The 19,570-nt window shown below is 67.5% G+C and carries 17 protein-coding genes and 3 tRNA genes; 9 read left to right on the top strand and 11 right to left on the bottom strand.

The annotated features are described in order from the left end of the window. Positions 1-2: 2 nt before the first annotated feature. Positions 3-1,001: an NAD(P)H-dependent glycerol-3-phosphate dehydrogenase gene (locus RHCRD62_RS22940; protein ID WP_050067072.1), complete on the bottom strand. Its 999-nt coding sequence runs from the start codon at positions 999-1,001 to the stop codon at positions 3-5. A 114-nt stretch (positions 1,002-1,115) separates the two neighbouring features. Between RHCRD62_RS22940 and cofC the strand changes: the two genes are divergently transcribed. The 3 genes from cofC (at position 1,116) to RHCRD62_RS22925 (ending at position 5,021) form a co-directional block, all read left to right on the top strand. Continuing rightward, on the top strand, positions 1,116-1,778 hold the full coding sequence (cofC, locus tag RHCRD62_RS22935) for a 2-phospho-L-lactate guanylyltransferase (protein WP_050067071.1): 663 nt from the start codon (positions 1,116-1,118) through the stop codon (positions 1,776-1,778). 162 nt (positions 1,779-1,940) lie between these two features. Further along, on the top strand, positions 1,941-4,052 hold the full coding sequence (locus RHCRD62_RS22930) for an RNA degradosome polyphosphate kinase (protein ID WP_253277460.1): 2,112 nt from the start codon (positions 1,941-1,943) through the stop codon (positions 4,050-4,052). Positions 4,053-4,076: 24 nt separating this feature from the next. After that, positions 4,077-5,021 (top strand): NUDIX hydrolase, encoded by a 945-nt coding sequence (locus RHCRD62_RS22925; protein WP_050067070.1) that lies wholly within the window; start codon positions 4,077-4,079, stop codon positions 5,019-5,021. Between the two features lie 91 nt (positions 5,022-5,112). Here RHCRD62_RS22925 and RHCRD62_RS22920 read toward each other — a convergent pair whose 3' ends face one another. The 3 genes from RHCRD62_RS22920 to leuC all read right to left on the bottom strand — a co-directional run bounded on the left by RHCRD62_RS22920 (position 5,113) and on the right by leuC (position 8,065). Continuing rightward, positions 5,113-5,835 carry an HU family DNA-binding protein gene (locus RHCRD62_RS22920; RefSeq protein ID WP_050067069.1) on the bottom strand — a complete coding sequence of 241 codons (723 nt, stop codon included), beginning with the start codon at positions 5,833-5,835 and terminating at the stop codon, positions 5,113-5,115. Between the two features lie 154 nt (positions 5,836-5,989). Beyond that, complete coding sequence (gene leuD / locus RHCRD62_RS22915; RefSeq protein ID WP_050067068.1) at positions 5,990-6,604, bottom strand: 3-isopropylmalate dehydratase small subunit; 615 nt, start codon at positions 6,602-6,604, stop codon at positions 5,990-5,992. A 27-nt stretch (positions 6,605-6,631) separates the two neighbouring features. Next, positions 6,632-8,065 (bottom strand): 3-isopropylmalate dehydratase large subunit, encoded by a 1,434-nt coding sequence (leuC, locus tag RHCRD62_RS22910; protein WP_050067067.1) that lies wholly within the window; start codon positions 8,063-8,065, stop codon positions 6,632-6,634. A gap of 171 nt (positions 8,066-8,236) precedes the next feature. On the opposite strand from leuC, the gene RHCRD62_RS22905 reads away from it, so the two are divergent. The 3 genes from RHCRD62_RS22905 to RHCRD62_RS26115 all read left to right on the top strand — a co-directional run bounded on the left by RHCRD62_RS22905 (position 8,237) and on the right by RHCRD62_RS26115 (position 9,820). Beyond that, on the top strand, positions 8,237-8,956 hold the full coding sequence (locus RHCRD62_RS22905; RefSeq protein ID WP_050067066.1) for an IclR family transcriptional regulator: 720 nt from the start codon (positions 8,237-8,239) through the stop codon (positions 8,954-8,956). Positions 8,957-9,045: 89 nt separating this feature from the next. Continuing rightward, complete coding sequence (locus RHCRD62_RS22900; protein WP_050067065.1) at positions 9,046-9,543, top strand: pyridoxamine 5'-phosphate oxidase family protein; 498 nt, start codon at positions 9,046-9,048, stop codon at positions 9,541-9,543. A 109-nt stretch (positions 9,544-9,652) separates the two neighbouring features. Further along, positions 9,653-9,820, top strand: a complete 168-nt coding sequence (locus tag RHCRD62_RS26115; protein WP_253277448.1) for a DUF5302 domain-containing protein — start codon at positions 9,653-9,655, stop codon at positions 9,818-9,820. Positions 9,821-9,885: 65 nt separating this feature from the next. Here RHCRD62_RS26115 and RHCRD62_RS22895 read toward each other — a convergent pair. The 5 genes from RHCRD62_RS22895 to RHCRD62_RS22875 form a co-directional block, all read right to left on the bottom strand. After that, positions 9,886-9,958 (bottom strand) — tRNA-Glu (locus RHCRD62_RS22895). A 68-nt stretch (positions 9,959-10,026) separates the two neighbouring features. Continuing rightward, a tRNA-Glu gene (locus RHCRD62_RS22890) sits at positions 10,027-10,102 on the bottom strand. Positions 10,103-10,156: 54 nt separating this feature from the next. Continuing rightward, positions 10,157-10,228: transfer RNA gene (locus RHCRD62_RS22885), tRNA-Gln, on the bottom strand. 141 nt (positions 10,229-10,369) lie between these two features. Continuing rightward, the gene (gene gltX / locus RHCRD62_RS22880) at positions 10,370-11,845 is read right to left on the bottom strand and encodes a glutamate--tRNA ligase (protein ID WP_050067064.1); all 1,476 of its coding nucleotides are present in this window, start codon (positions 11,843-11,845) and stop codon (positions 10,370-10,372) included. Between the two features lie 74 nt (positions 11,846-11,919). Next, a complete protein-coding gene (locus tag RHCRD62_RS22875) occupies positions 11,920-12,693 on the bottom strand; it encodes a fumarylacetoacetate hydrolase family protein (RefSeq protein ID WP_050067236.1) in 774 nt (257 codons plus the stop codon). Positions 12,694-12,768: 75 nt separating this feature from the next. On the opposite strand from RHCRD62_RS22875, the gene RHCRD62_RS22870 reads away from it, so the two are divergent. The 3 genes from RHCRD62_RS22870 (at position 12,769) to RHCRD62_RS22860 (ending at position 16,771) form a co-directional block, all read left to right on the top strand. Next, positions 12,769-13,986 carry an MFS transporter gene (locus RHCRD62_RS22870; protein WP_050067063.1) on the top strand — a complete coding sequence of 406 codons (1,218 nt, stop codon included), beginning with the start codon at positions 12,769-12,771 and terminating at the stop codon, positions 13,984-13,986. 107 nt (positions 13,987-14,093) lie between these two features. Next, on the top strand, positions 14,094-15,455 hold the full coding sequence (locus RHCRD62_RS22865; RefSeq protein ID WP_084734444.1) for a lipase family protein: 1,362 nt from the start codon (positions 14,094-14,096) through the stop codon (positions 15,453-15,455). A 53-nt stretch (positions 15,456-15,508) separates the two neighbouring features. After that, on the top strand, positions 15,509-16,771 hold the full coding sequence (locus tag RHCRD62_RS22860) for a hypothetical protein (RefSeq protein WP_050067061.1): 1,263 nt from the start codon (positions 15,509-15,511) through the stop codon (positions 16,769-16,771). Between the two features lie 69 nt (positions 16,772-16,840). Here the strand turns inward: RHCRD62_RS22860 and RHCRD62_RS22855 are convergent, their stop codons facing one another. Together RHCRD62_RS22855 and serA are read right to left on the bottom strand one after the other, a co-directional pair. Further along, positions 16,841-17,854, bottom strand: a complete 1,014-nt coding sequence (locus RHCRD62_RS22855; RefSeq protein ID WP_050067235.1) for a 3-isopropylmalate dehydrogenase — start codon at positions 17,852-17,854, stop codon at positions 16,841-16,843. 121 nt (positions 17,855-17,975) lie between these two features. Continuing rightward, positions 17,976-19,568, bottom strand: coding sequence for a phosphoglycerate dehydrogenase (serA, locus tag RHCRD62_RS22850; protein WP_050067060.1), 1,593 nt, complete (start codon positions 19,566-19,568; stop codon positions 17,976-17,978). Positions 19,569-19,570: the final 2 nt, after the last annotated feature.

Here is a 19,570-nt window from a genome sequence, read left to right as displayed (position 1 = left end):
CCTCATTCGGGTTTGATGCGTCGCCCCAGCAGCAGCCCGACGGCCTCGCGCACCGACAATCCCTCGTGGCAGACGCGATGTACCGCCTCGGTCAGCGGCATCTCGACCCCGTGCTGCTGCGCCAGCGCTCGCACCGATGTGCACGATTTCACACCCTCGGCGACCTGACCGTTGGTCGCGGCCTGGGCGCTGGCGAGCGTCCCACCCTGTCCGAGGTGGGCGCCGAACGTCCGGTTCCTGGACAGCGGCGACGAGCAGGTCGCGACAAGGTCGCCGACGCCCGCGAGCCCCGCCAGTGTCGCGGGGTTGGCGCCGAGCGCGACACCGAGCCTGATCATCTCGGCGAGTCCCCGGGTGATGATCGACGCGTTGGTGTTCTCACCGAAGCCGACTCCGGAGGCCATGCCGCAGGCGAGTGCGATCACGTTCTTGCAGGCGCCGCCGATCTCGCATCCGATGACGTCGGTGTTGGTGTAGGGACGGAAATATCCTGTTGCACAGGCCTTCTGAACGTCCTTGGCTCGCTCGTGATCGGTGCAGGCGATGACTGTCGCGGAGGGTTGCCCACTCGCGATCTCACGTGCCAGGTTGGGGCCCGACAGAACTGCGATCCGGTCGTCGGGTGCGCCGACGACCTCGCCGATCACCTGACTCATCCGTTGGAGGGTGACCGATTCGATGCCTTTCGCCAGGGACAGCAGCGTCGAGTCCGGCTCGATCAGCGGCGCCCAGACGGCGAGGTTCTCCCGAAGTGACTGCGACGGGACGGCGAGGACGACCAGGTCGGCACCCGAGAGCGCAGCAGCGTGGTCGCTGGTCGCGGTCAGCGCTGCGGGAAGTTCGATGCCGTCGAGGTAGAACGGATTGGCGTGCGTCTCGGTGATCGCCGCAGCGACCTCGGTCCGACGCGCCCACATCGTGACATCGGTCCCGGCGTCCGCGAGCACCTTCGCGAAAGCCGTGCCCCATGATCCCGCACCCAGTACCGCCGCCTTCACCATGCGCCCTCCGACCTCCCGACTGCTGTGTGAGGACGACACTAGTACCGGCCGCGCCGTTCGGTCCCGTACGAACCACGCCGACGTCGCCGATCCCGATGCTGGCAGGATGGCCACATGAGCGCCGCCCCCGCACCCCAGCAGGCTGCGCGTGCCCACGTGTTGATCGCGGTGAAGGATCTGCGCCACGCGAAGAGTCGCCTGGGCCCGTACCTGAGTGCCGACGAGCGGGCGACACTGACCTTGGCGATGGTCCGCGACACCGTGGCCGCGGCACTCTCGTCCGAGGCGGTCGACGGCGTCACCGTGATCACCCCCGATCCTCTGGTCGCGTCGGCCGCAGCCGACCTCGGTGCGGCGGTGTTCCCCGACCGCGGCGACGACGACCTCAACCAGGTTCTCGCGGCCGCGTCACGGACCGTTCGGTCGGGCAGAGTGGTCGCACTGCAGGGTGACCTACCGTGCCTGACGGGGCCCGAACTGACCGATGCACTGGCGGCGTCGCGGCGCATGCGGCGGGCGGTCGTCGTCGATCACCACGGGACGGGAACGGCCGCACTGATCGTCGCGGCGGACGAACTCGTCCCGCTCTTCGGCGAGGACTCGGCCAGGCGTCACATCGATTCCGGTGCTACGGCTTTGGAGGGGATCTGGCCGGGCCTTCGCCTGGACGTGGACACCCCCGACGACCTCGCCGCCGCGGTCGCACTCGGACCCGGTCCGGCGACGACCGGTGTGCTGCGGTCGATGAGCCGACACGGTTCGTCTCCCTGTCGTTGAGAGTTCATTCAACATGCCGTCGTCGGATTGTCGCGCGATCGCGATCTGGGGGATGATCGACCCGTGAACAACGGCGAGGGCGCGAGGCGTAAGACGGTGCAGGCGACAGCGAACGAGGAGTCGAACAACGTGGCGGTCCCGGCCTCCGGACACCTGCCGGTCATCCCGACCCCACTCCCCGCCGCGACGCCCCCGTCCGTGGACGGATCGGTTGCCCCGCTCCCTGACGACCGGTACCTCAACCGTGAACTGAGCTGGCTCGACTTCAACTCGCGTGTACTCGCGCTCGCCGAGGATCCGTCGCTGCCGTTGCTCGAACGCGCGAAGTTCCTCGCGATCTTCGCCTCGAATCTCGACGAGTTCTACATGGTTCGGGTGGCCGGTCTCAAGCGCCGCGACGAGACGGGACTGTCCGTGCGCTCAGCGGACGGACTGACTCCGCGAGAGCAGTTGGCACTGATCACCGAACGCTCCCAGGAGATCGCGAAAGTCCACGCCCGCACATTCGGTGATCTCCTCCCCCTACTGGCTGCAGAGGGCATCTCGATCATCCGGTGGGCCGATCTCGACGTCGAGGAAGCCGCCAAGCTCTCGGCGTACTTCAACGATCAGGTGTTTCCGGTCCTGACCCCGCTCGCGGTCGACCCCGCGCATCCGTTCCCGTACATCAGCGGCCTGAGCCTGAACCTCGCGGTGACGGTGAAGGACTCCTCGACCGGCGGCGAGCACTTCGCTCGAGTGAAGGTGCCGGACAACGTGGATCGGTTCGTTCGGGTCAACCGCACCGGGTCGCCGTCCGGGATTCCGGCGTTCCTTCCGATGGAGACACTGATCGCGGCGCACCTGCACGTGCTGTTCCCCGGCATGGAAATCGTGGAGCATCATGCCTTCCGCATCACACGCAACGCCGACTTCGAGGTCGAGGAGGATCGTGACGAGGATCTCCTGCAGGCCCTCGAGCGCGAACTTGCCCGGCGGCGCTTCGGATCTCCCGTTCGCCTCGAGGTCGCCGACGACATGACCGAGCACATGCTCGAGCTGCTGCTGCGCGAACTCGATGTCAATCCGGGCGACGTCATCCAGGTTCCCGGACTTCTCGACCTGTCGTGCCTGATGCAGGTCTACGGCGTCGATCGCCCCAATCTCAAGGACGCGCCGTTCGTCCCCGCCACCCACCCGGCCTTCGGTGAACGAGAGACACCGAAGAGCGTCTTCTCGACCCTGCGCGAAGGCGACATCCTCGTGCAGCATCCGTACGACTCCTTCTCGACCAGCGTCCAGCGGTTCATCGAGCAGGCCGCGGCAGACCCTCAGGTACTCGCGATCAAGCAGACCCTGTATCGCACGTCCGGCGATTCCCCGATCGTGAACGCGCTGATCGACGCCGCGGAGGCCGGCAAGCAGGTGGTCGCGCTCGTGGAGATCAAGGCCCGCTTCGACGAGCAGGCCAACATCAAGTGGGCGCGCAAGCTGGAACAAGCGGGCGTGCACGTGGTCTACGGACTGGTCGGCCTCAAGACCCACTGCAAGACATGTCTTGTCGTCCGCCGGGAAGGCTCGACGATCCGCCGTTACTGCCATATCGGAACGGGCAACTACAACCCGAAGACCGCACGGTTGTACGAGGACGTGGGGCTGCTCACCGCCGCACCCGAGATCGGCGCCGACCTTACCGACCTGTTCAACACACTGACCGGGTACTCACGCAAGACCGAGTACCGCAACCTGCTCGTTGCACCGCACGGGGTCCGGCAAGGAATCGTGGATCGGATCCACGGCGAGATCGATCACAAGGCCGCTGGCCGATCCGCGCGAATCCGACTCAAGGCCAACGCCCTCGTCGACGAGCAGGTCATCGACGCGCTGTACCGGGCGTCGCAGGCGGGCGTGCCCGTCCAGGTCGTGGTCCGCGGCATCTGCGCCCTCCGGCCGGGCGTTCTGGGGCTGAGCGAGAACATCGAGGTCCGGTCGATCCTGGGTCGCTTCCTCGAGCATTCGCGCATCATGCACTTCGAGGGCGCCAACGAGTTCTGGATCGGTAGCGCCGACATGATGCATCGCAATCTCGACCGTCGCGTCGAGGTGATGGCTCAGGTCAAGGATCCGCGACTGACGCGGAAACTGGACGGGATGTTCGAGTCCGCGCTCGATCCGACGACACGGTGCTGGGTGCTCCAGGAAGACGGACACTGGGCGGCCTCGCCTGCGCGGGGCGAGCGGGTGCGCGAACACCAGGAGGAAATGATCCGCAGCCGCCGGACCAGCGGGGCGTAGGAACCGGCGATCGAAGGGGAACCCGTGGGCTCGACATCGGACAGCTCCAGGCACAAGTCGTCAGCTGTGAAAGCCAACATCTTTGCGGCGGGCGCGGTGCTGTGGCGTAAATCCCCGACGGACCCGTACGACATCGAGATCGCTCTCATCCACCGGCCCAAGTACGACGACTGGTCCTTCCCCAAGGGCAAGCTCGATCCCGGTGAGATTCCGGTCGTCGCGGCCCGACGGGAGGTCGAGGAGGAGACGGGCATGCGGGTCCAGTTGGGACGGCACGTCGCTCGCGTCTCATACCTGGTACCGGGCCATCGGCGGCGCAAACGCGTCGACTACTGGGCTGCCGAGGCGCAACATGGCGACTTCGTTCCCAACGACGAAGTCGACGAGTTGCGGTGGATGTCACCCGACGAGGTCATCAGCTCCCTGTCGTACCAGGTCGACGAGAAGGTGACGCGAAAGTTCCTGCAGGCACCCGCCGACACCTCGACCGTCCTCGTCGTCCGGCACGGCAAGGCAGGCCGGCGCAGCACCTACAAGGGCGACGACACCACCCGCCCCCTCGACAAGGTCGGTCGAGCACAGGCGGAGGGCCTGTCGGCGCTCCTCCAGGCGTTCGGCGCCACCGAGATCCACTCGGCGGACCGGACGCGATGCGTGCAGACGGTCGAGCCGCTGGCCCGGGACATCGGCGCCGAGATCACGCAGGAACCGGCGCTGAGCGAGGAAGGGTACCGAGAGGACCCGGCGAGCACACAGGCGCTCGTACGGAAGATCGCGGCGCGCGGCGGCGTGCAGGTGATCTGCAGCCAGGGTCGCGTCATCCCGGACCTGCTGCAGTGGTGGGCCGATCGGGATGGCATCACGCTTCCCGCGGCCCGTAACCGCAAGGGCAGTACGTGGGTGCTCTCCCTCTCGGGTGGCCTGCTCGTCGACGCCAGCCACATCAGTAGCCCACTGCCCGAGTCCTGAGGCGCCCAGGCTACGCGTCCCGCCACCAACTCCCGAACGAAAAGAGGGTGTCGACGGTTTCCCGTCGACACCCTCTTCCAGATTTCGGTGACTACCGCTTGCGTGCGGTGGTCTTCTTGGCCGGAGCCTTCTTGGCGGGCGCCTTCTTGGCCGGAGCCTTCTTGGCGGGGGCCGCCTTCTTCGCGGCGGTCGCCTTGGTGGCGGTGGCCTTCTTGGCCGGTGCCGCCTTGGTGGCGGTGGTCTTCTTGGCCGCGGTGGTCTTCTTCGCGGCGGTCGCCTTGGTGGCGGTGGCCTTCTTGGCCGGTGCCGCCTTGGTGGCGGTGGTCTTCTTGGCCGCGGTGGTCTTCTTCGCCGCGGTCGCCTTGGTCGCGGCGACCTTCCGAGCCGTGGTCGCCTTCTTCGCGGGAGCGGCCTTCGCGACCGTCTTCTTCGCGGGCGCAGCCTTCTTCGCTGCAGTCTTCTTGGCTGCGGCGCGCTTCGCCGGCGCAGCAGCGGCCGAACCACGCTTCACGGCCGGGCCGGACGAGGGCAGCTTCTGCTTGCCTGCGATGACAGCCTTGAACTGGGCGCCGGGCCGGAAGGCGGGCACTGACGTCGGCTTGACCTTCACGGTCTCACCGGTGCGCGGGTTGCGAGCGACACGGGCCGCACGCCGACGCTGCTCGAAGACACCGAATCCGGTGATGGTGACGTTCTCTCCGGCGTGGACCGCGCGGACGATGATGTCGACGATGTGCTCGACCGCGTCGGTCGCGCTGCGCCGATCCGAATCCAACCTCTCGGTCAGCTGATCAATGAGCTCTGCTTTGTTCATTGGATGATTCCTCCACAAACCAATGGCCCAATTGACGGACCGACTAGCAAACACGGTAAACCGGAAACGGGCAAGAGTCTATGTGCCACGCCAATTCTCATGGCTTTCTCACGGCGTGGCAACCCGTTTCCGGCTTCCGATGTGCTTAGCGCTCCTACGCGTTCTCCCCCGCTGCGCGTGCAGGCAACGTAGCAGGTTTCCAAGACGGCCTTGACTTTTCGAACTCGGAAATCGCCTCTACCTGGCGCAATGTGAGTCCGATGTCGTCGAGACCCTCCAGCAGACGCCACCGCGTGTAGTCGTCAATGGCAAAGGGCACCACCAGAGTTCCGGCACTCACGGTCCGCGACGTGAGATCCACGACAATTTCCAGACCGGGCTGCTCCTCGAGCGCCTTCCACAGCAATTCGACGTCCGATTGCTCGACCTGAGCCGCGAGCAGACCGGCCTTTCCGGCGTTCCCTCGGAAGATGTCGGCGAAGCGAGACGAGATCACGACACGGAATCCGTAGTCGGACAGCGCCCACACCGCGTGCTCACGCGACGATCCGGTGCCGAAGTCGGGACCCGCGACCAGAACTGTGGCCTTGTCGTACGGCTCCGTGTTCAGAATGAAACCGGGATCGGTACGCCACCCGGCGAACAGTCCGTCCTCGAAACCGCTTCGGGTCACCCGCTTGAGGTAGACCGCGGGGATGATCTGGTCGGTATCGACATTGGAACGTCGCAGCGGGACGCCGATGCCCTTGTGAGTCGTGAAGGCTTCCATCGAGATTCTCCTCCTGATTCCGAATGTCTAGTCGAGGTCGGACGGCGCCGAGAGCGTTCCGCGCACCGCGGTCGCGGCCGCCACGAGCGGCGAAACCAGGTGGGTACGACCACCCTTGCCCTGCCGTCCCTCGAAGTTGCGGTTCGAGGTGGACGCCGACCGCTCACCGGGCGCCAGCTGATCCGGGTTCATACCCAGGCACATCGAGCACCCGGCCTGGCGCCATTCCGCCCCTGCAGCCGTGAAGATCTCGCCGAGGCCCTCGTCCTCGGCCTGCGCACGCACGCGCATCGAACCGGGGACGACCAGCATCCGAACGCCGTCGGCAACCTTGCGGCCGTTGAGGACTCCGGCGACCGCGCGCAGATCCTCGATCCGTCCGTTCGTGCACGACCCGACGAACACGGTGTCGATCGGAATCTCGCGAAGCGGGGTTCCGCCCTCCAACCCCATGTAGGCGAGCGCCTTCTCGGCCGCGGCGCGCTCCCCCTCGTCGGCGATCTCGGCGGGAACCGGAACCGACGCTCCGAGCGGAGCACCCTGTCCGGGGTTCGTACCCCACGTGACGAACGGGGTCAGAGCAGTACCGTCGAGGTGCACCTCGGCGTCGAAAACCGCGTCGTCGTCGGTCTTCAGCTCGTTCCACGCAGCAACGGCGGCGTCCCAGTCGGAACCCGTGGGCGCGTGCGGGCGACCCTTGAGGAACTCGTAGGTCGTCTCGTCGGGGGCGATCATGCCTGCGCGGGCACCTGCCTCGATCGACATGTTGCAGATCGTCATTCGAGCTTCCATCGACAGCTTGCGGATTGCCTCGCCGCGATATTCGAGGACGTAACCCTGGCCGCCGCCCGTTCCGATCTTGGCGATGACCGCGAGAATCAGGTCCTTGCTCGTGACACCGTCGGGCAATTCGCCGTCGACATTGATCGCCATCGTCTTGAACGGGCGCAGCGACAGGGTCTGCGTGGCCATCACGTGCTCGACCTCGCTGGTTCCGATTCCCATTGCGATGGAACCGAACGCGCCGTGCGTCGAGGTGTGACTGTCGCCGCACACCACCGTCATGCCGGGCTGGGTCAGGCCGAGCTGCGGACCGACGACGTGCACGATGCCCTGTTCGAGGTCACCCATCGGATGCAGCCGGACCCCGAACTCTTCGCAGTTGCGCCGCAAGGTGTCCACCTGCAACCGGGACACGGGATCCGCGATCGGCTTGTCGATGTCGACCGTCGGAACGTTGTGGTCCTCGGTCGCGATCGTCAGGTCGGGGCGACGGAGCTGCCGACCCGCCAGGCGAAGTCCATCGAACGCCTGCGGACTGGTCACCTCGTGCACCAGGTGCAGGTCGATGTAGATCAGGTCGGGCTCACGTGCGGCCCCTTCACCTTCGCCTCGCACGACGACGTGCTGATCCCACACCTTCTCCGCCAGTGTGCGCCCTCTGCTGGCCATGTTCTCCACCTCTTCGTGATTCGTCGCTCACCCGGGAGCGGCACAGGTTTGCTGCCGCGCGAGCGGCACGTACCTCGCGGACTACGGGCTGGTCCGGCGAGATCCGATGTCCATCATCCCCCGCATCGTGTCCACACCTCGAATTTCCATCCCACAATGCGAGACGTTAGTATCCGATCTATGAGAAAGCATAGCGCTCAGGCGGTCACCAGCGGGATCGGGGTACTCGACAAGGCCATGTCGGTGCTGCACGCCGTCGCCGATGCGCCCTGCAGCCTTGGAGAGCTCTGCGCCAGAACCGGACTGCCGCGAGCCACCGCACACCGCCTCGCCGTCGGCCTCGAGGTCCATCGCCTCCTCAGCCGCGATGCCGACGGCCTGTGGCGCACCGGACCCGGACTCGCGGACCTGGCACCCACAGCCAACGACAATCTCCTCGAAGCCGCGGCGATGGTGCTGCCCCGCCTTCGCGAGATCACCGGCGAGAGTGTGCAGCTGTATCGCCGTGAAGGTCTGCAGCGAGTGTGCATCGCGTCGATGGAGCCCCCGACCGGACTGCGCGACACCGTCCTCGTCGGCGCGCGACTACCCATGACCGCAGGCTCCGGCGCCAAGGTCCTCCTGGCGTGGGCCGACAATCAGGTCCAGCGTTCGGTCCTGCCCGACGCGCTGTTCAGCGAGCGGGTGCTCGTCGAGGTCCGCAAGCGCGGCTGGGCGCAGAGCGCCGCCGAACGTGAGCAGGGTGTCGCGAGCGTGGCCGCGCCGGTCCGCGACCGCACCGGCGCCGTCGTCGCGGCGATCTCGGTGTCCGGACCGATCGACCGAATGGGCCGCCGGCCCGGTGCCCGATGGGCGTCGGACCTGCTCCATGCCGCGGAAGCGTTGCACAAGCGGCTCTGAATCTTCCGCGACCCGCCCGGGGCGCCCTCGCGCGTGGCACAGTGCTGGGAGGAACACGTTCCAGTACACCCGAAAGGCAGGGCGCCGCAGTGGGCACCAAACAACGCTCGCAGATCACGATGACGGACACCGAGATCTCCGAGTTCATGCATCAGAGCCGTGTCGCCACCATGGCGACGATCGGGCCGAGCGGCACTCCGCACCTGATCGCCATGTGGTACGCGATCGTCGACGGAGAACTCTGGTTCGAGACGAAGGCCAAGTCCCAGAAGGTTCTCAACCTGCGACGCGACAACCGCATCACGGTCATGATCGAGGACGGCAACACCTACGACACACTCCGCGGAGTGTCGTTCGAGGGCACTGCCGAGATCATCGACGACCACGACGCCCTCTGGGCCGTCTGCGTCAGCGTGTGGGAGCGCTACACGGGGCCCTACACGAAGGAGGCCGACCCGGCGATCGCGATGATGGCGAACAAGCGGGTCGCGGTCCGGGTGAAGGCCGACCGGGTGCGGTCGTGGGACCACCGGAAGCTGGGGCTTCCGGAGATGCCCGTCAGCGGCAGCACCGCCCAGTACCTGTAGCTCGGCGACACCTGACACACCGGAAATACCCGCGACGCACGGCGCGGACGAGGGTACGGTCACGATGCGACCACCGAACCGGACTCGACCAATCGAGGAGGAACGCATCGTGACCGAATCCGAGAGCGAACACATCAAGGAACAGTTCCGGGAAGCACTCGAACGCAAGAGCCATCAGCATTCGAGACACGGCAACGCGCCCGCCGGGGACTCCAAGATCCACCAGTCACACGGTCCGTCCGATCACAAGCGCGAATTCCGGCGCAAGAGCGGCTGACCGACATCCACGGCTTCCGCAACGCAGAAGACCCTCCGGTACGCACCGGAGGGTCTTTCTCGTTGTAGCCCCGACGGGATTCGAACCCGCGCTACCGCCTTGAGAGGGCGGCGTCCTAGGCCGCTAGACGACGGGGCCAGGACGTGATCGGACGTTCGTCGACCCGAAAGTCGATCTTCCCGATCACAGAATCGGCACGCTCTCCGTGGTAGCCCCGACGGGATTCGAACCCGCGCTACCGCCTTGAGAGGGCGGCGTCCTAGGCCGCTAGACGACGGGGCCAGGGAACGTGCCGTGTACTGCATGGCGATCCGGCTGATCTTCACCGGATTTCCGCTGGGGTACCAGGACTCGAACCTAGAATGGCTGAACCAGAATCAGCTGTGTTGCCAATTACACCATACCCCAATGGCTTGTCTCGACGTCCCTCGCGGTGAAGCGGAGGCCGTCGTTCGAACCGAGGAGAACAATAGCAAAGCCCACCCGCGAACCTCCAAATCGGCTGGTCAGGAGGCCGTACACGCGCTCCTGACCAGCCGACCGGTGCGCTCAGTCCGCGATGGCCGCCCGCCCGGCGCGCAGCCGGGCCATCGTCTTGTCACGGCCGAGCAGTTCCATCGACTCGTACAGCGGAGGGCTGATGTGCGATCCGGTCACCGCGACCCGCACCGGAGCGAATGCCTTGCGCGGCTTCAGCTCGAGGCCGTCGATCAGTGCCGCCTTGAGTGCGTCCTCCAGGTCGGCGGTCGCCCAGGCGACCAGCCCGTCGAGCGCCGCGACGGCAGCGTCAAGCACCGGCGCCGCGTCGGCACCGAGATTCTTGGCCGCGGCCGCCGGGTCGATCGCGAACTCGTCGTCGGAGACGAACAGGAACTTGAGCAGGTCCCATGCATCCGAGAGCACCACGATCCGGGTCTGCACCAGGTCCGCCGCCACCGCGAAGGCATCCGCGTCGAGGGCGTCGACCGGGTGGCCGTGTGTGGTCAGGAACTCCCGTAGGCGGCCTGCGAAGTCCTCCGGAGTCAGCAGCCGGATGTGCTCTGCGTTGATCGCGTCGGCCTTCTTCTGGTCGAACCGGGCCGGGTTCGAGTTCACCTTGGCGATGTCGAACGCGGCGACCATCTCGTCGAGCGAGAACACGTCGTGGTCGTCGGCGATGCTCCACCCCAGAAGTGCCAGGTAGTTGAGCAATCCCTCGGGAATGAACCCGCGGTCGCGGTGGATGAACAGGTTCGACTCGGGGTCACGCTTGGACAGCTTCTTGTTGCCCTGGCCCATCACGAACGGCAGGTGGCCGAACTGTGGGGTGAAATCGGCCACACCAACCCGCTGCAGCGCCTCGTACAGCGCGAGCTGACGCGGCGTCGACGACAGCAGGTCCTCGCCACGCAGCACGTGTGTGATCTTCATCAACGCGTCGTCGACCGGATTGACGAGGGTGTACAGCGGAATGCCGTTGCCGCGGGTCAACGCGAAGTCCGGGACGGTGCCCGCCTTGAACGTCGTCTCCCCGCGCACCAGATCGACCCAGGTCAGGTCGTGGTCGGGCATACGCAGCCGCACGACGGGCTTGCGGCCCTCGTCGAGGTACGACTGCCGCTGCTCCGGCGTCAGGTCGCGGTCGAAGTTGTCGTACCCCAGCTTGGGGTCGCGGCCGGCCGCCTTGTGCCGCTCCTCGACCTCCTCGGGCGTCGAGAACGACTCGTAGGCCTCGCCCGCCTCGAGCAGTTTCGCGACGACGTCCAGGTGGAGGTCACGCCGCTGGGACTGCCGGTAGGGCTCATACGGCCCGCCGACCTCGGGACCCTCGTCCCAGGTCAGGCCGAGCCACCGCAAGGCGTCGAGGATCGCCTGGTACGACTCTTCCGAGTCGCGGGCGGCATCGGTGTCCTCGATGCGGAAGACGAACTTGCCGCCGTGGTGCCGCGCGTACGCCCAGTTGAACAGGGCGGTGCGGACGAGCCCGACGTGCGGGGTTCCGGTCGGAGACGGGCAGAAACGAACGCGCACTTCGCTGGTGGTCATGGCTCACTTGGGTCGAGGGTCGTCAGGGGGTCAACCCCAGATTAGTCCTCCCATGCCGTGCGACCGCGTTCGAATCAGCCTTTCGCGACGACCGGGTTGCTCAGGGTTCCGATGCCCTCGACCGTGACGTTGACGGTGTCGCCGGCGACGATCGGACCGACACCCTCCGGCGTACCCGTGAGGATCACGTCTCCGGGCAGGAGGGTCATCACCGCGGACACCCATTCGATGATCTTCGGAATGTCGTGCAGCAGAAGGGAAGTGCGACTCCGCTGCTTGACCTCACCGCCGACCTCGGTGGTGATCTCGACGTCGGACGCGTCGAGCGAGGTCTCGATCCAGGGGCCGAGAGGGCAGAAGGTGTCGTGCCCCTTGGCCCGGGTCCACTGCCCGTCCTGACGCTGATGGTCACGGGCGGAGACGTCGTTGGCGACGGTGTAGCCGAGCACGACGTCGAGCGCCTTCGACGCGGGCACGTCCTTGCAGGGCCTGCCGATGACCACGGCGAGTTCGCCCTCGAAGTGAACCTCGTTCGAAGTGGAGGGAAGCACGATCGGAGCGCCCGGCCCGACGATCGAGGTGTTCGGCTTGAGGAAGATGACCGGCTCGGCGGGGGCCTCTCCGCCCATCTCGGCCGCGTGCGCGGCGTAGTTCTTGCCGACGCAGATCACCTTGCTCGCCAGGATCGGCGCGAGCAGTCGCACGTCCGCGAGCGGCCAGCTCCTGCCGGTGAATGTCGGGTTGCCGAAGGGGTGCTCCGCGATCTCCCGCGCGGTGCGCGCATCCCCCTCCCCCTCGATCGACACGAAGGCGACCCCATCCGGGCTTGCGATTCGACCTAGACGCATGTCGAGATCGTAACGCTCGCCCATATATTGGGAACTTGTTTTCACTAGCTGGGACGTCGGGCCTACCGTTGCAGCATGACCAGCACCGTGTCGTTCACCGTCAGCACCACCCGGCGCTGGACGATCCTCGCGCTCGGCGTGTTCGCCCAGGCCGCCCAAGCCGTCCTGGTCAACGGCACCGCGTTCCTCATCCCGACGCTGCACGAGCAGCACGGCATGAGCCTCACGCAGGCCGGAACACTGGCCTCCGCGCCGGTGTTCGGCGTCGTGTTCGCTCTGGTCGCCTGGGGCGCAATCGCAGACCGGTACGGGGAGCGCATCGTCCTGACATCCGGCCTCGCCCTCGCCTCGGTTGCCGTCGTCGCCGCAGCGGCGACGTCGTCCACTGTCGCGCTGGCGGTGTTCCTCGCGATCGGCGGCGCCTGCGCCGCGTCCGCCAACGCCGCGAGCGGCCGCGTCGTCGTCGGCTGGTTTCCCCCGCACCAGCGCGGTCTCGCGATGGGGATCAGGCAGATGTCGCTGCCACTCGGTGTCGCGATCGCCGCCATGACCATGCCACTGTTGGCCCGCGACCACGGAATCGGGTGGGCGCTCGCCTTTCCCGCAGCGATCTGCGCGATCGCGGCCGTCGCGTGCGCCGCCGGGATCGCCGATCCGCCCCGTCCCGACCGGATCGAGGCCGAAGCGCAGGGACTGCTCGCCAACCCGTACCAGCAGTCGTCGGTCCTGCCGCGCATCCACGCCGCGTCGGTACTGCTCGTCGTTCCGCAATACGTGGTGTGGACGTACGCGCTGGTGTGGCTCGTCACCGACGTCGGCTGGGCCGAAGCCGCAGCCGGACTGGTCATCACCGCCGCACAGTTCCTCGGCGCGGCGAGTCGCGTTGCCGTCGGGATCTGGTCCGATCGCGTCGGCAGCCGTCTGCAGCCGCTGCGCATCGTTGCCGTCGCCGTCGTGGGCTCGATGCTCGCCCTCGGTGTCGTCGCGGCGACCGGTTCGCCGCTGGCGGTGGTAATGCTGGTGATCGCGTCGGTGACCACCGTCTCCCCCAACGGCCTCGCGTTCACCTCTGTTGCGGAGATCGCCGGACCCTACTGGGGTGGGCGCGCGCTCGGCGTCCAGAACACCTGCCAGTTCGTGGCGGCAGCGGCAGTCGGACCCGCCTTCGGCGCCGTGATCACCACCGTCGGATTCGCCGGGGCGTTCGCGATTGCTGCGGTCGCGCCTGCCTTCGCGGTTCCCCTGGTGCCGCAGCGACTCCGAGGGAAGTCGGGTACCGAAACGAGCCTGTGACCGATGCGAGTTGTGGTTAACTTGCGCGTCCTCGACGCGGTACCCGAGCGGCCCGACGGGACGACGCGGATTCGCGAACCACGCTCTCCCCGAACGGAGTCACCCCGGTGCCGACCTCCGGCCGCTGGCATGTGCGGCGCCTCGCCGTCGTCGCGTGCACGCTCGTCGCCTGTACCCCGATCGGCGCCGCCGTTGCCGCCCCAATCCCCGACACGGCGGTGCCGATCGACGTTCCGGCACCCGACGAGGTACTCACCGAGTTCGCAGAGGGCGCCTTCAGGGACGGGAGGTTCGCGACCCCACAGGAAATCTGGGACGGGCTGACCGGCACCGACCAGTTCTTCGACGAACCTCCGCTGCGCGGAGACGAGAAGCCCGGAACCCTGCTGCGAGCCGAACCCTTCGAGCTCCAGTTCGCCGGTGTCGTGCCGGGGCGGATCGACGCATGGAAGCTCATGTACGTCACGGAGAACGTCCACGGCGGTCTCGACATCGGCACCGCCGTCATGATGGTTCCCGAGGACGACCGAGGCGACGCAACGCGGCCCGTGATCGCCTACCAGGAGGCGAACGACTCGGTGGGCGCCGGATGTCACCCGTCCAGCCAGTGGACCGGAGGGGTGCCGATCGAGCCGTCGGGGTGGTCCGCCATCGGACCGCTCACCCAGATGTGGAGCGCAGGCGCGGCAACGGTGATCACCGATGTCGGCAACGATGCCGATCCCGCACCGCACGGAATCTTCGCGGGACGGTACGCGGGAATGGCGGTGCTCAACGGCGTCCGCGCCGCCTTCGACGTCGGGGCGCCGGGCGTGCGACGTGACAGCCCGGTCGGCGCCTTCGGGATCGCGGGCGGCGGCGTCGGGGCCGGATTCGCCGCCGAGTACCAACCGGACTACGCACCCGAGATCGACCTGCGCGCGACGGTTCTCGAGGCGATGGTTCCCGACCAGCGCAGCTTCGTCGACAACTCCGCGGACGGGCTCGGAGCCGGCTTCGCCTTCGCCACCCTCCTCGGCCTCGAGGCGCAATACCCGGAGATGCGTATCGACGAGAAGCTCACCCCGGCCGGACGCGCCCTCGCCGACCATTTCCGCGGGAGCTGCCAGGTCGCCTACTTCACAACGCCGTTCCTGCCGTTGCAGGCGCTGTTCACCTCGGGCGTCAGGCCGGCGGACATCCCCGAGTTCCAAGCCGTGTTCGCGGACAACGACCTCGGTCGCGGTGGCGCGCCCACCTCCAAGGTGCTCGTGAGCAACTGTCGGGCGAACGACTCGTTCCTCATGGTCGTCCCCGTGGCGGACACGGTCGCGCTCGTCGAGCGATACCGCGCGATGGGAACCGACATCACCTACCAGCCGCTCGACTGCGCGGACGTCGTCATGGTCACCCAGCCCTACCGCTGGCTGACCGAGCTGTACGGGATGCACACCGTCGACTGGCTGCTGACCGAACTGGGCGGGAACTGAAACCTCGCCGGCCACCGGAATCCCGGTCGCCGCACCAACCCGAAAAGAGCACGATGACCCTGTCTCCCAAGTGGTTCGCAGCCCGTCTCGCCGCCGCTGTCCTTCCCGCGGCACTTCTATCCGCAACAGTCGTTGCCGTTCCGGTCGCGCACGCGGCCGCTCTCGACGCAGTGCTCAACCTTCCGCTGACCAATCGACTGGCCGATCAGGCACCCGGCGGCGTCAACGCGTCCCTGCCAACGGATCTCGCGGCGCTCGAAGCCCTCGTCGACAGTGCGCGCAGCTCCCGCCGACCCGCCACCGACTACGCGGCACTGCTGTTCCAGTACCGCCTCGTGCAGGCAACCACCGAGGCGGGCATCGATCTCGCGGCGTGGGATCCGAGCGCCGGGTTCAGCGCCAACCGCGACAACATGATCCGGTCGTACCGGTACTACGAGAACTTCCAACTGGACCGCCGGGAACTGCAGTGGGCGGGAATGGGCGGCATGGTCGGCGGCGACTTCGGTGGCGGCATCGCGGACATGGAGCTCGCGAACACCGTGTACGGACTGCCCGGCCTGCAACAGACTGCGCAGTCGGTGCTCGGAACCGTCGAATCCGCCTTCGGGGAGGGGGGAATCGCGCAACTCCCGGAGGGGCTGCGCACTCTTGCGGAACGTGCGGGCGACCTCACCACCGCAGACCTCGACTGGTTCATCCGGCGCGTCGTCATCATGCAGAAGGCGATCTTCGACGACCTGATGCCGATGCACTACGCGTACAGCCGCGAGGGCCTGCCCGCCATCGAGGAGTTCCACGACGCGGGCCTGATCCCGGACGACATCCTCGCCGCCTGGCACGACGTCGCGTCGGGCGACCCGGACCGCGTCGCCACAGGCAATGCGGCACTACTGCGCCGCGAGCAGTTCACGGTCGTCGGGCAGCTGTGGGACGACACCCGCGCCTACCGTGACGGACTCGGCGGCGCACTGACGTATGTCATGACGATGGTCGGTTCCCCGTCCATCGCCGGGGTGCCCGCCCTGCGGGAACACGATCCGATCACCGTGACCGGCACCCTGCCCGACGGGCGCGCCGCCACGCTCACCACTCCACTTCCCGCCTGGGACTGGTCGATCTTCGAGGACCGGTGGACCTACGTCGAGGGTGAGCTGCTACCGCGCTACCGGGACATGGCCGAAAACGACTGGCCGACGCTGAAAACCGCGCTCGAGGTTCCCTACGAGCGCCAGTTCGAGTCACAGCGCGCCACCGCGCGCATCCCCCAGCTTCTCGGCGACGTGGCCACGGCAACGACCGTCACGGTCAACTGACCTACGAATGACACAGGACCCGAGCGGAATCCATCCGCTCGGGCCCTGTCGGGTTCTGCGAGATACCGGTCAGACCGCGGCAGCGATCCGGTCGCCGACCTCGGTGGTGACGATCGGCCCGTCGCCGCGTACGGCCAGGTCGGCCTCGACTGCCCGCTCGACGCGCGCGGCGTCGTCCTCGCGGCCGAGGTGACGCAGCAGCAGAGCGGCGGACAGGATCGCGGCCGTCGGGTCGGCGATCCCCTTGCCCGCGATGTCGGGCGCCGAACCGTGCACCGGCTCGAACATCGACGGGTTGGTGCCCGAAGCGTCGATGTTGCCGGACGCTGCGAGACCGATGCCTCCGGTCACCGCGCCCGCAAGGTCGGTGATGATGTCGCCGAACAGGTTGTCGGTGACGATCACGTCGAACCGGCCCGGATCGGTGACCATGTAGATGGTCGCGGCGTCGATGTGGCAGTAGGCCGTCTCGACGTCGGGGTACTCGGCGCCGACCGTCTCGACCGCGCGGGTCCAGATCCGGCCCGCGTTGGAGAGCACGTTCGTCTTGTGGATCAGCGTCAGATGCTTGCGGCGGCTCTGTGCGAGCTCGAAGGCGTACCGCACGACACGCTCGGCACCGAACCAGGTGTTGACCGAGACCTCGGTCGCGACCTCGTGGGGGGTCCCGACCCGGATGGAGCCACCGTTGCCGGTGTACGGCCCCTCGGTCCCCTCACGGACGACGACGAAGTCCATGTCCGGGTTGGCTGCGAGCGGCGAGCTCGAACCCGGGTAGGTGCGTGCGGGACGCAGGTTCACGTGGTGGTCGAGCAGGAAGCGCATGTTCAGCAGCAGACCCCGCTCGAGGATGCCGGGACCAACCAGTCGGGGATCGCCGATCGCACCGAGCAGGATCGCGTCGTGCCCGCGGATCTCCGCAAGCTCTGCCTCCGGCAGCAGCTCACCGGTCTCGTTGTAGCGCTTGGCACCGAGGTCGTACTCGGTGGTCTCGAGGTCCGGAACGAGCTTCCGCAGCACCTTCAACGCTTCCGCGGTGACCTCGACACCGATGCCGTCACCGGGGATGACCGCAAGCTTCATGAACACACACTCTCTTCCTCGTTGAACCGGCCACCCGTGAGGACCGGTGAATCCGGCTGTGGCCGCGTCCGTTTCGACGATTCGCGAACGGACGCGGCCACAGCCGATCTTCGATGACCGATCAGGACAGGTCGACCTGCGCGACGCGGGCGTCGAGCTGCTCGACGATCTGCGCGACCTCGGCGTCGCCGACAACGCGGTCGACGCGCAGGATAACGGTGGCGCCCTCGCCCTCGGCGTCCTGGCTCAGCGCCGCGGCCTGGATGTCGATGCCGGCGTTGCCGAGGACGGTGCCGAGCGTGCCGAGCACGCCCGGGCGGTCCGCGTAGTGCACGACGATGTTGTGGCCCTCGGCGCGCAGGTCGAAGCTGCGGCTGTTGACGTTGACGATCTTCTCGATCTGCTGCAGTCCGGTCAGGGCGCCGGCGACCGCGGTGACGGTGCCGTCGGCAGCGACGGCGCGCACCTCGACGGCGCTGCGGTGCGACTGCGCCTCGCTGTGCTTCTCGACCTCGACGCTGACGCCGCGCTGCTCGGCGAGCTGCGGTGCGTTGACGAAGGTGACGGCCTCGTCGCTGCTCGCGGAGAACAGGCCGCGCAGTGCGGCGAGGCCGAGGATCTCGACGTTCTCGGCGGACAGCTCACCGGTGACGACGACCTGGACGTTCTGGACGGCCTCGGGCGACAGGGTGCCCGCGAGCAGACCGAGCTTGCGGACGAGCTCGAGCCACGGCGCGACCTCTTCGCCGACCGGGCCACCGGAGACGTTGACGGCGTCCGGAACGAACTCGCCTGCCAGCGCGAGCAGCACGCTCTTCGCGACGTCGGTGCCCGCGCGGTCCTGAGCCTCCGAGGTGGATGCGCCGAGGTGCGGGGTGACGACGACGTTGTCGAGGTCGAACAGCTTCGAGTCGGTGCAGGGCTCGGTGTTGAACACGTCGAGGCCTGCGGCACGGACCTTGCCACCGACGAGCGCGTCGTAGAGCGCATCCTCGTCGATGAGACCACCGCGAGCGGCGTTGACGATGATGACGCCGTCCTTGGCCTTCGCCAGGCGCTCGGCGTTGATCAGGCCTGCGGTCTCCTTCGTCTTCGGCAGGTGCACCGAGATGAAGTCGGCGCGCTCGACGAGCTCGTCGATGTCGACGAGCTCGATGCCGAGCTGCGCGGCGCGGGCGGCGGGCAGGTAGGGGTCGTACGCGATGAGGTTCGTCTCGAACGCCGCGAGGCGCTGCGCGAACAGCTGGCCGATCCGGCCGAGGCCGACGACGCCGACGGTCTTGCCGAGGATCTCGGTGCCGTTGAAGCTCGAGCGCTTCCACGTCTTCTCACGCAGCGTGCGGTCGGCGGCCGGGATCTGGCGCGCGGTCGAGAGCAGCAGCGACACGGCGTGCTCGGCGGCCGAGTGGATGTTCGAGGTCGGTGCGTTGACGACCATGACGCCGCGCTCGGTTGCGGCGGGGATGTCGACGTTGTCCAGGCCGACGCCTGCGCGACCGACGATCTTCAGCTTCGACGCGGCGGCGAGGACCTCGGCGTCGACGGTGGTGGCGGACCGCACGAGCAGGGCGTCGGCTTCGGGCACGGCGGCCAGCAGCGCGGGACGGTCCGGACCGTCCACCCAGCGCACCTCGACACCGTCACCGAGAGCATCGACGGTCGATTGTGCGAGCTTGTCGGCGATCAGTACGACGGGACGGCCATTCTGGCTCACGA

Source organism: Rhodococcus sp. RD6.2, from assembly GCF_001040705.1.
GTDB lineage: Bacteria > Actinomycetota > Actinomycetes > Mycobacteriales > Mycobacteriaceae > Rhodococcus_G.
This window is presented reverse-complemented; position numbering and strand designations above follow the sequence as displayed.

Bases quoted from the DNA above. Each gene is read 5' to 3' on its own strand.
- leuD (WP_050067068.1), bottom strand. From the start codon at position 6,604: ATGGAAGCCTTCACGACTCACAAGGGCATCGGCGTCCCGCTGCGACGT.
- gltX (WP_050067064.1), bottom strand. From the start codon at position 11,845: ATGACCACCAGCGAAGTGCGCGTTCGTTTCTGCCCGTCTCCGACCGGA.
- RHCRD62_RS22920 (WP_050067069.1), bottom strand. From the start codon at position 5,835: ATGAACAAAGCAGAGCTCATTGATCAGCTGACCGAGAGGTTGGATTCG.
- RHCRD62_RS22855 (WP_050067235.1), bottom strand. From the start codon at position 17,854: ATGAAGCTTGCGGTCATCCCCGGTGACGGCATCGGTGTCGAGGTCACC.
- RHCRD62_RS22940 (WP_050067072.1), bottom strand. From the start codon at position 1,001: ATGGTGAAGGCGGCGGTACTGGGTGCGGGATCATGGGGCACGGCTTTC.
- cofC (WP_050067071.1), top strand. From the start codon at position 1,116: ATGAGCGCCGCCCCCGCACCCCAGCAGGCTGCGCGTGCCCACGTGTTG.
- RHCRD62_RS22860 (WP_050067061.1), top strand. From the start codon at position 15,509: ATGACCCTGTCTCCCAAGTGGTTCGCAGCCCGTCTCGCCGCCGCTGTC.
- RHCRD62_RS22905 (WP_050067066.1), top strand. From the start codon at position 8,237: ATGAGAAAGCATAGCGCTCAGGCGGTCACCAGCGGGATCGGGGTACTC.
- RHCRD62_RS22875 (WP_050067236.1), bottom strand. From the start codon at position 12,693: ATGCGTCTAGGTCGAATCGCAAGCCCGGATGGGGTCGCCTTCGTGTCG.
- RHCRD62_RS22870 (WP_050067063.1), top strand. From the start codon at position 12,769: ATGACCAGCACCGTGTCGTTCACCGTCAGCACCACCCGGCGCTGGACG.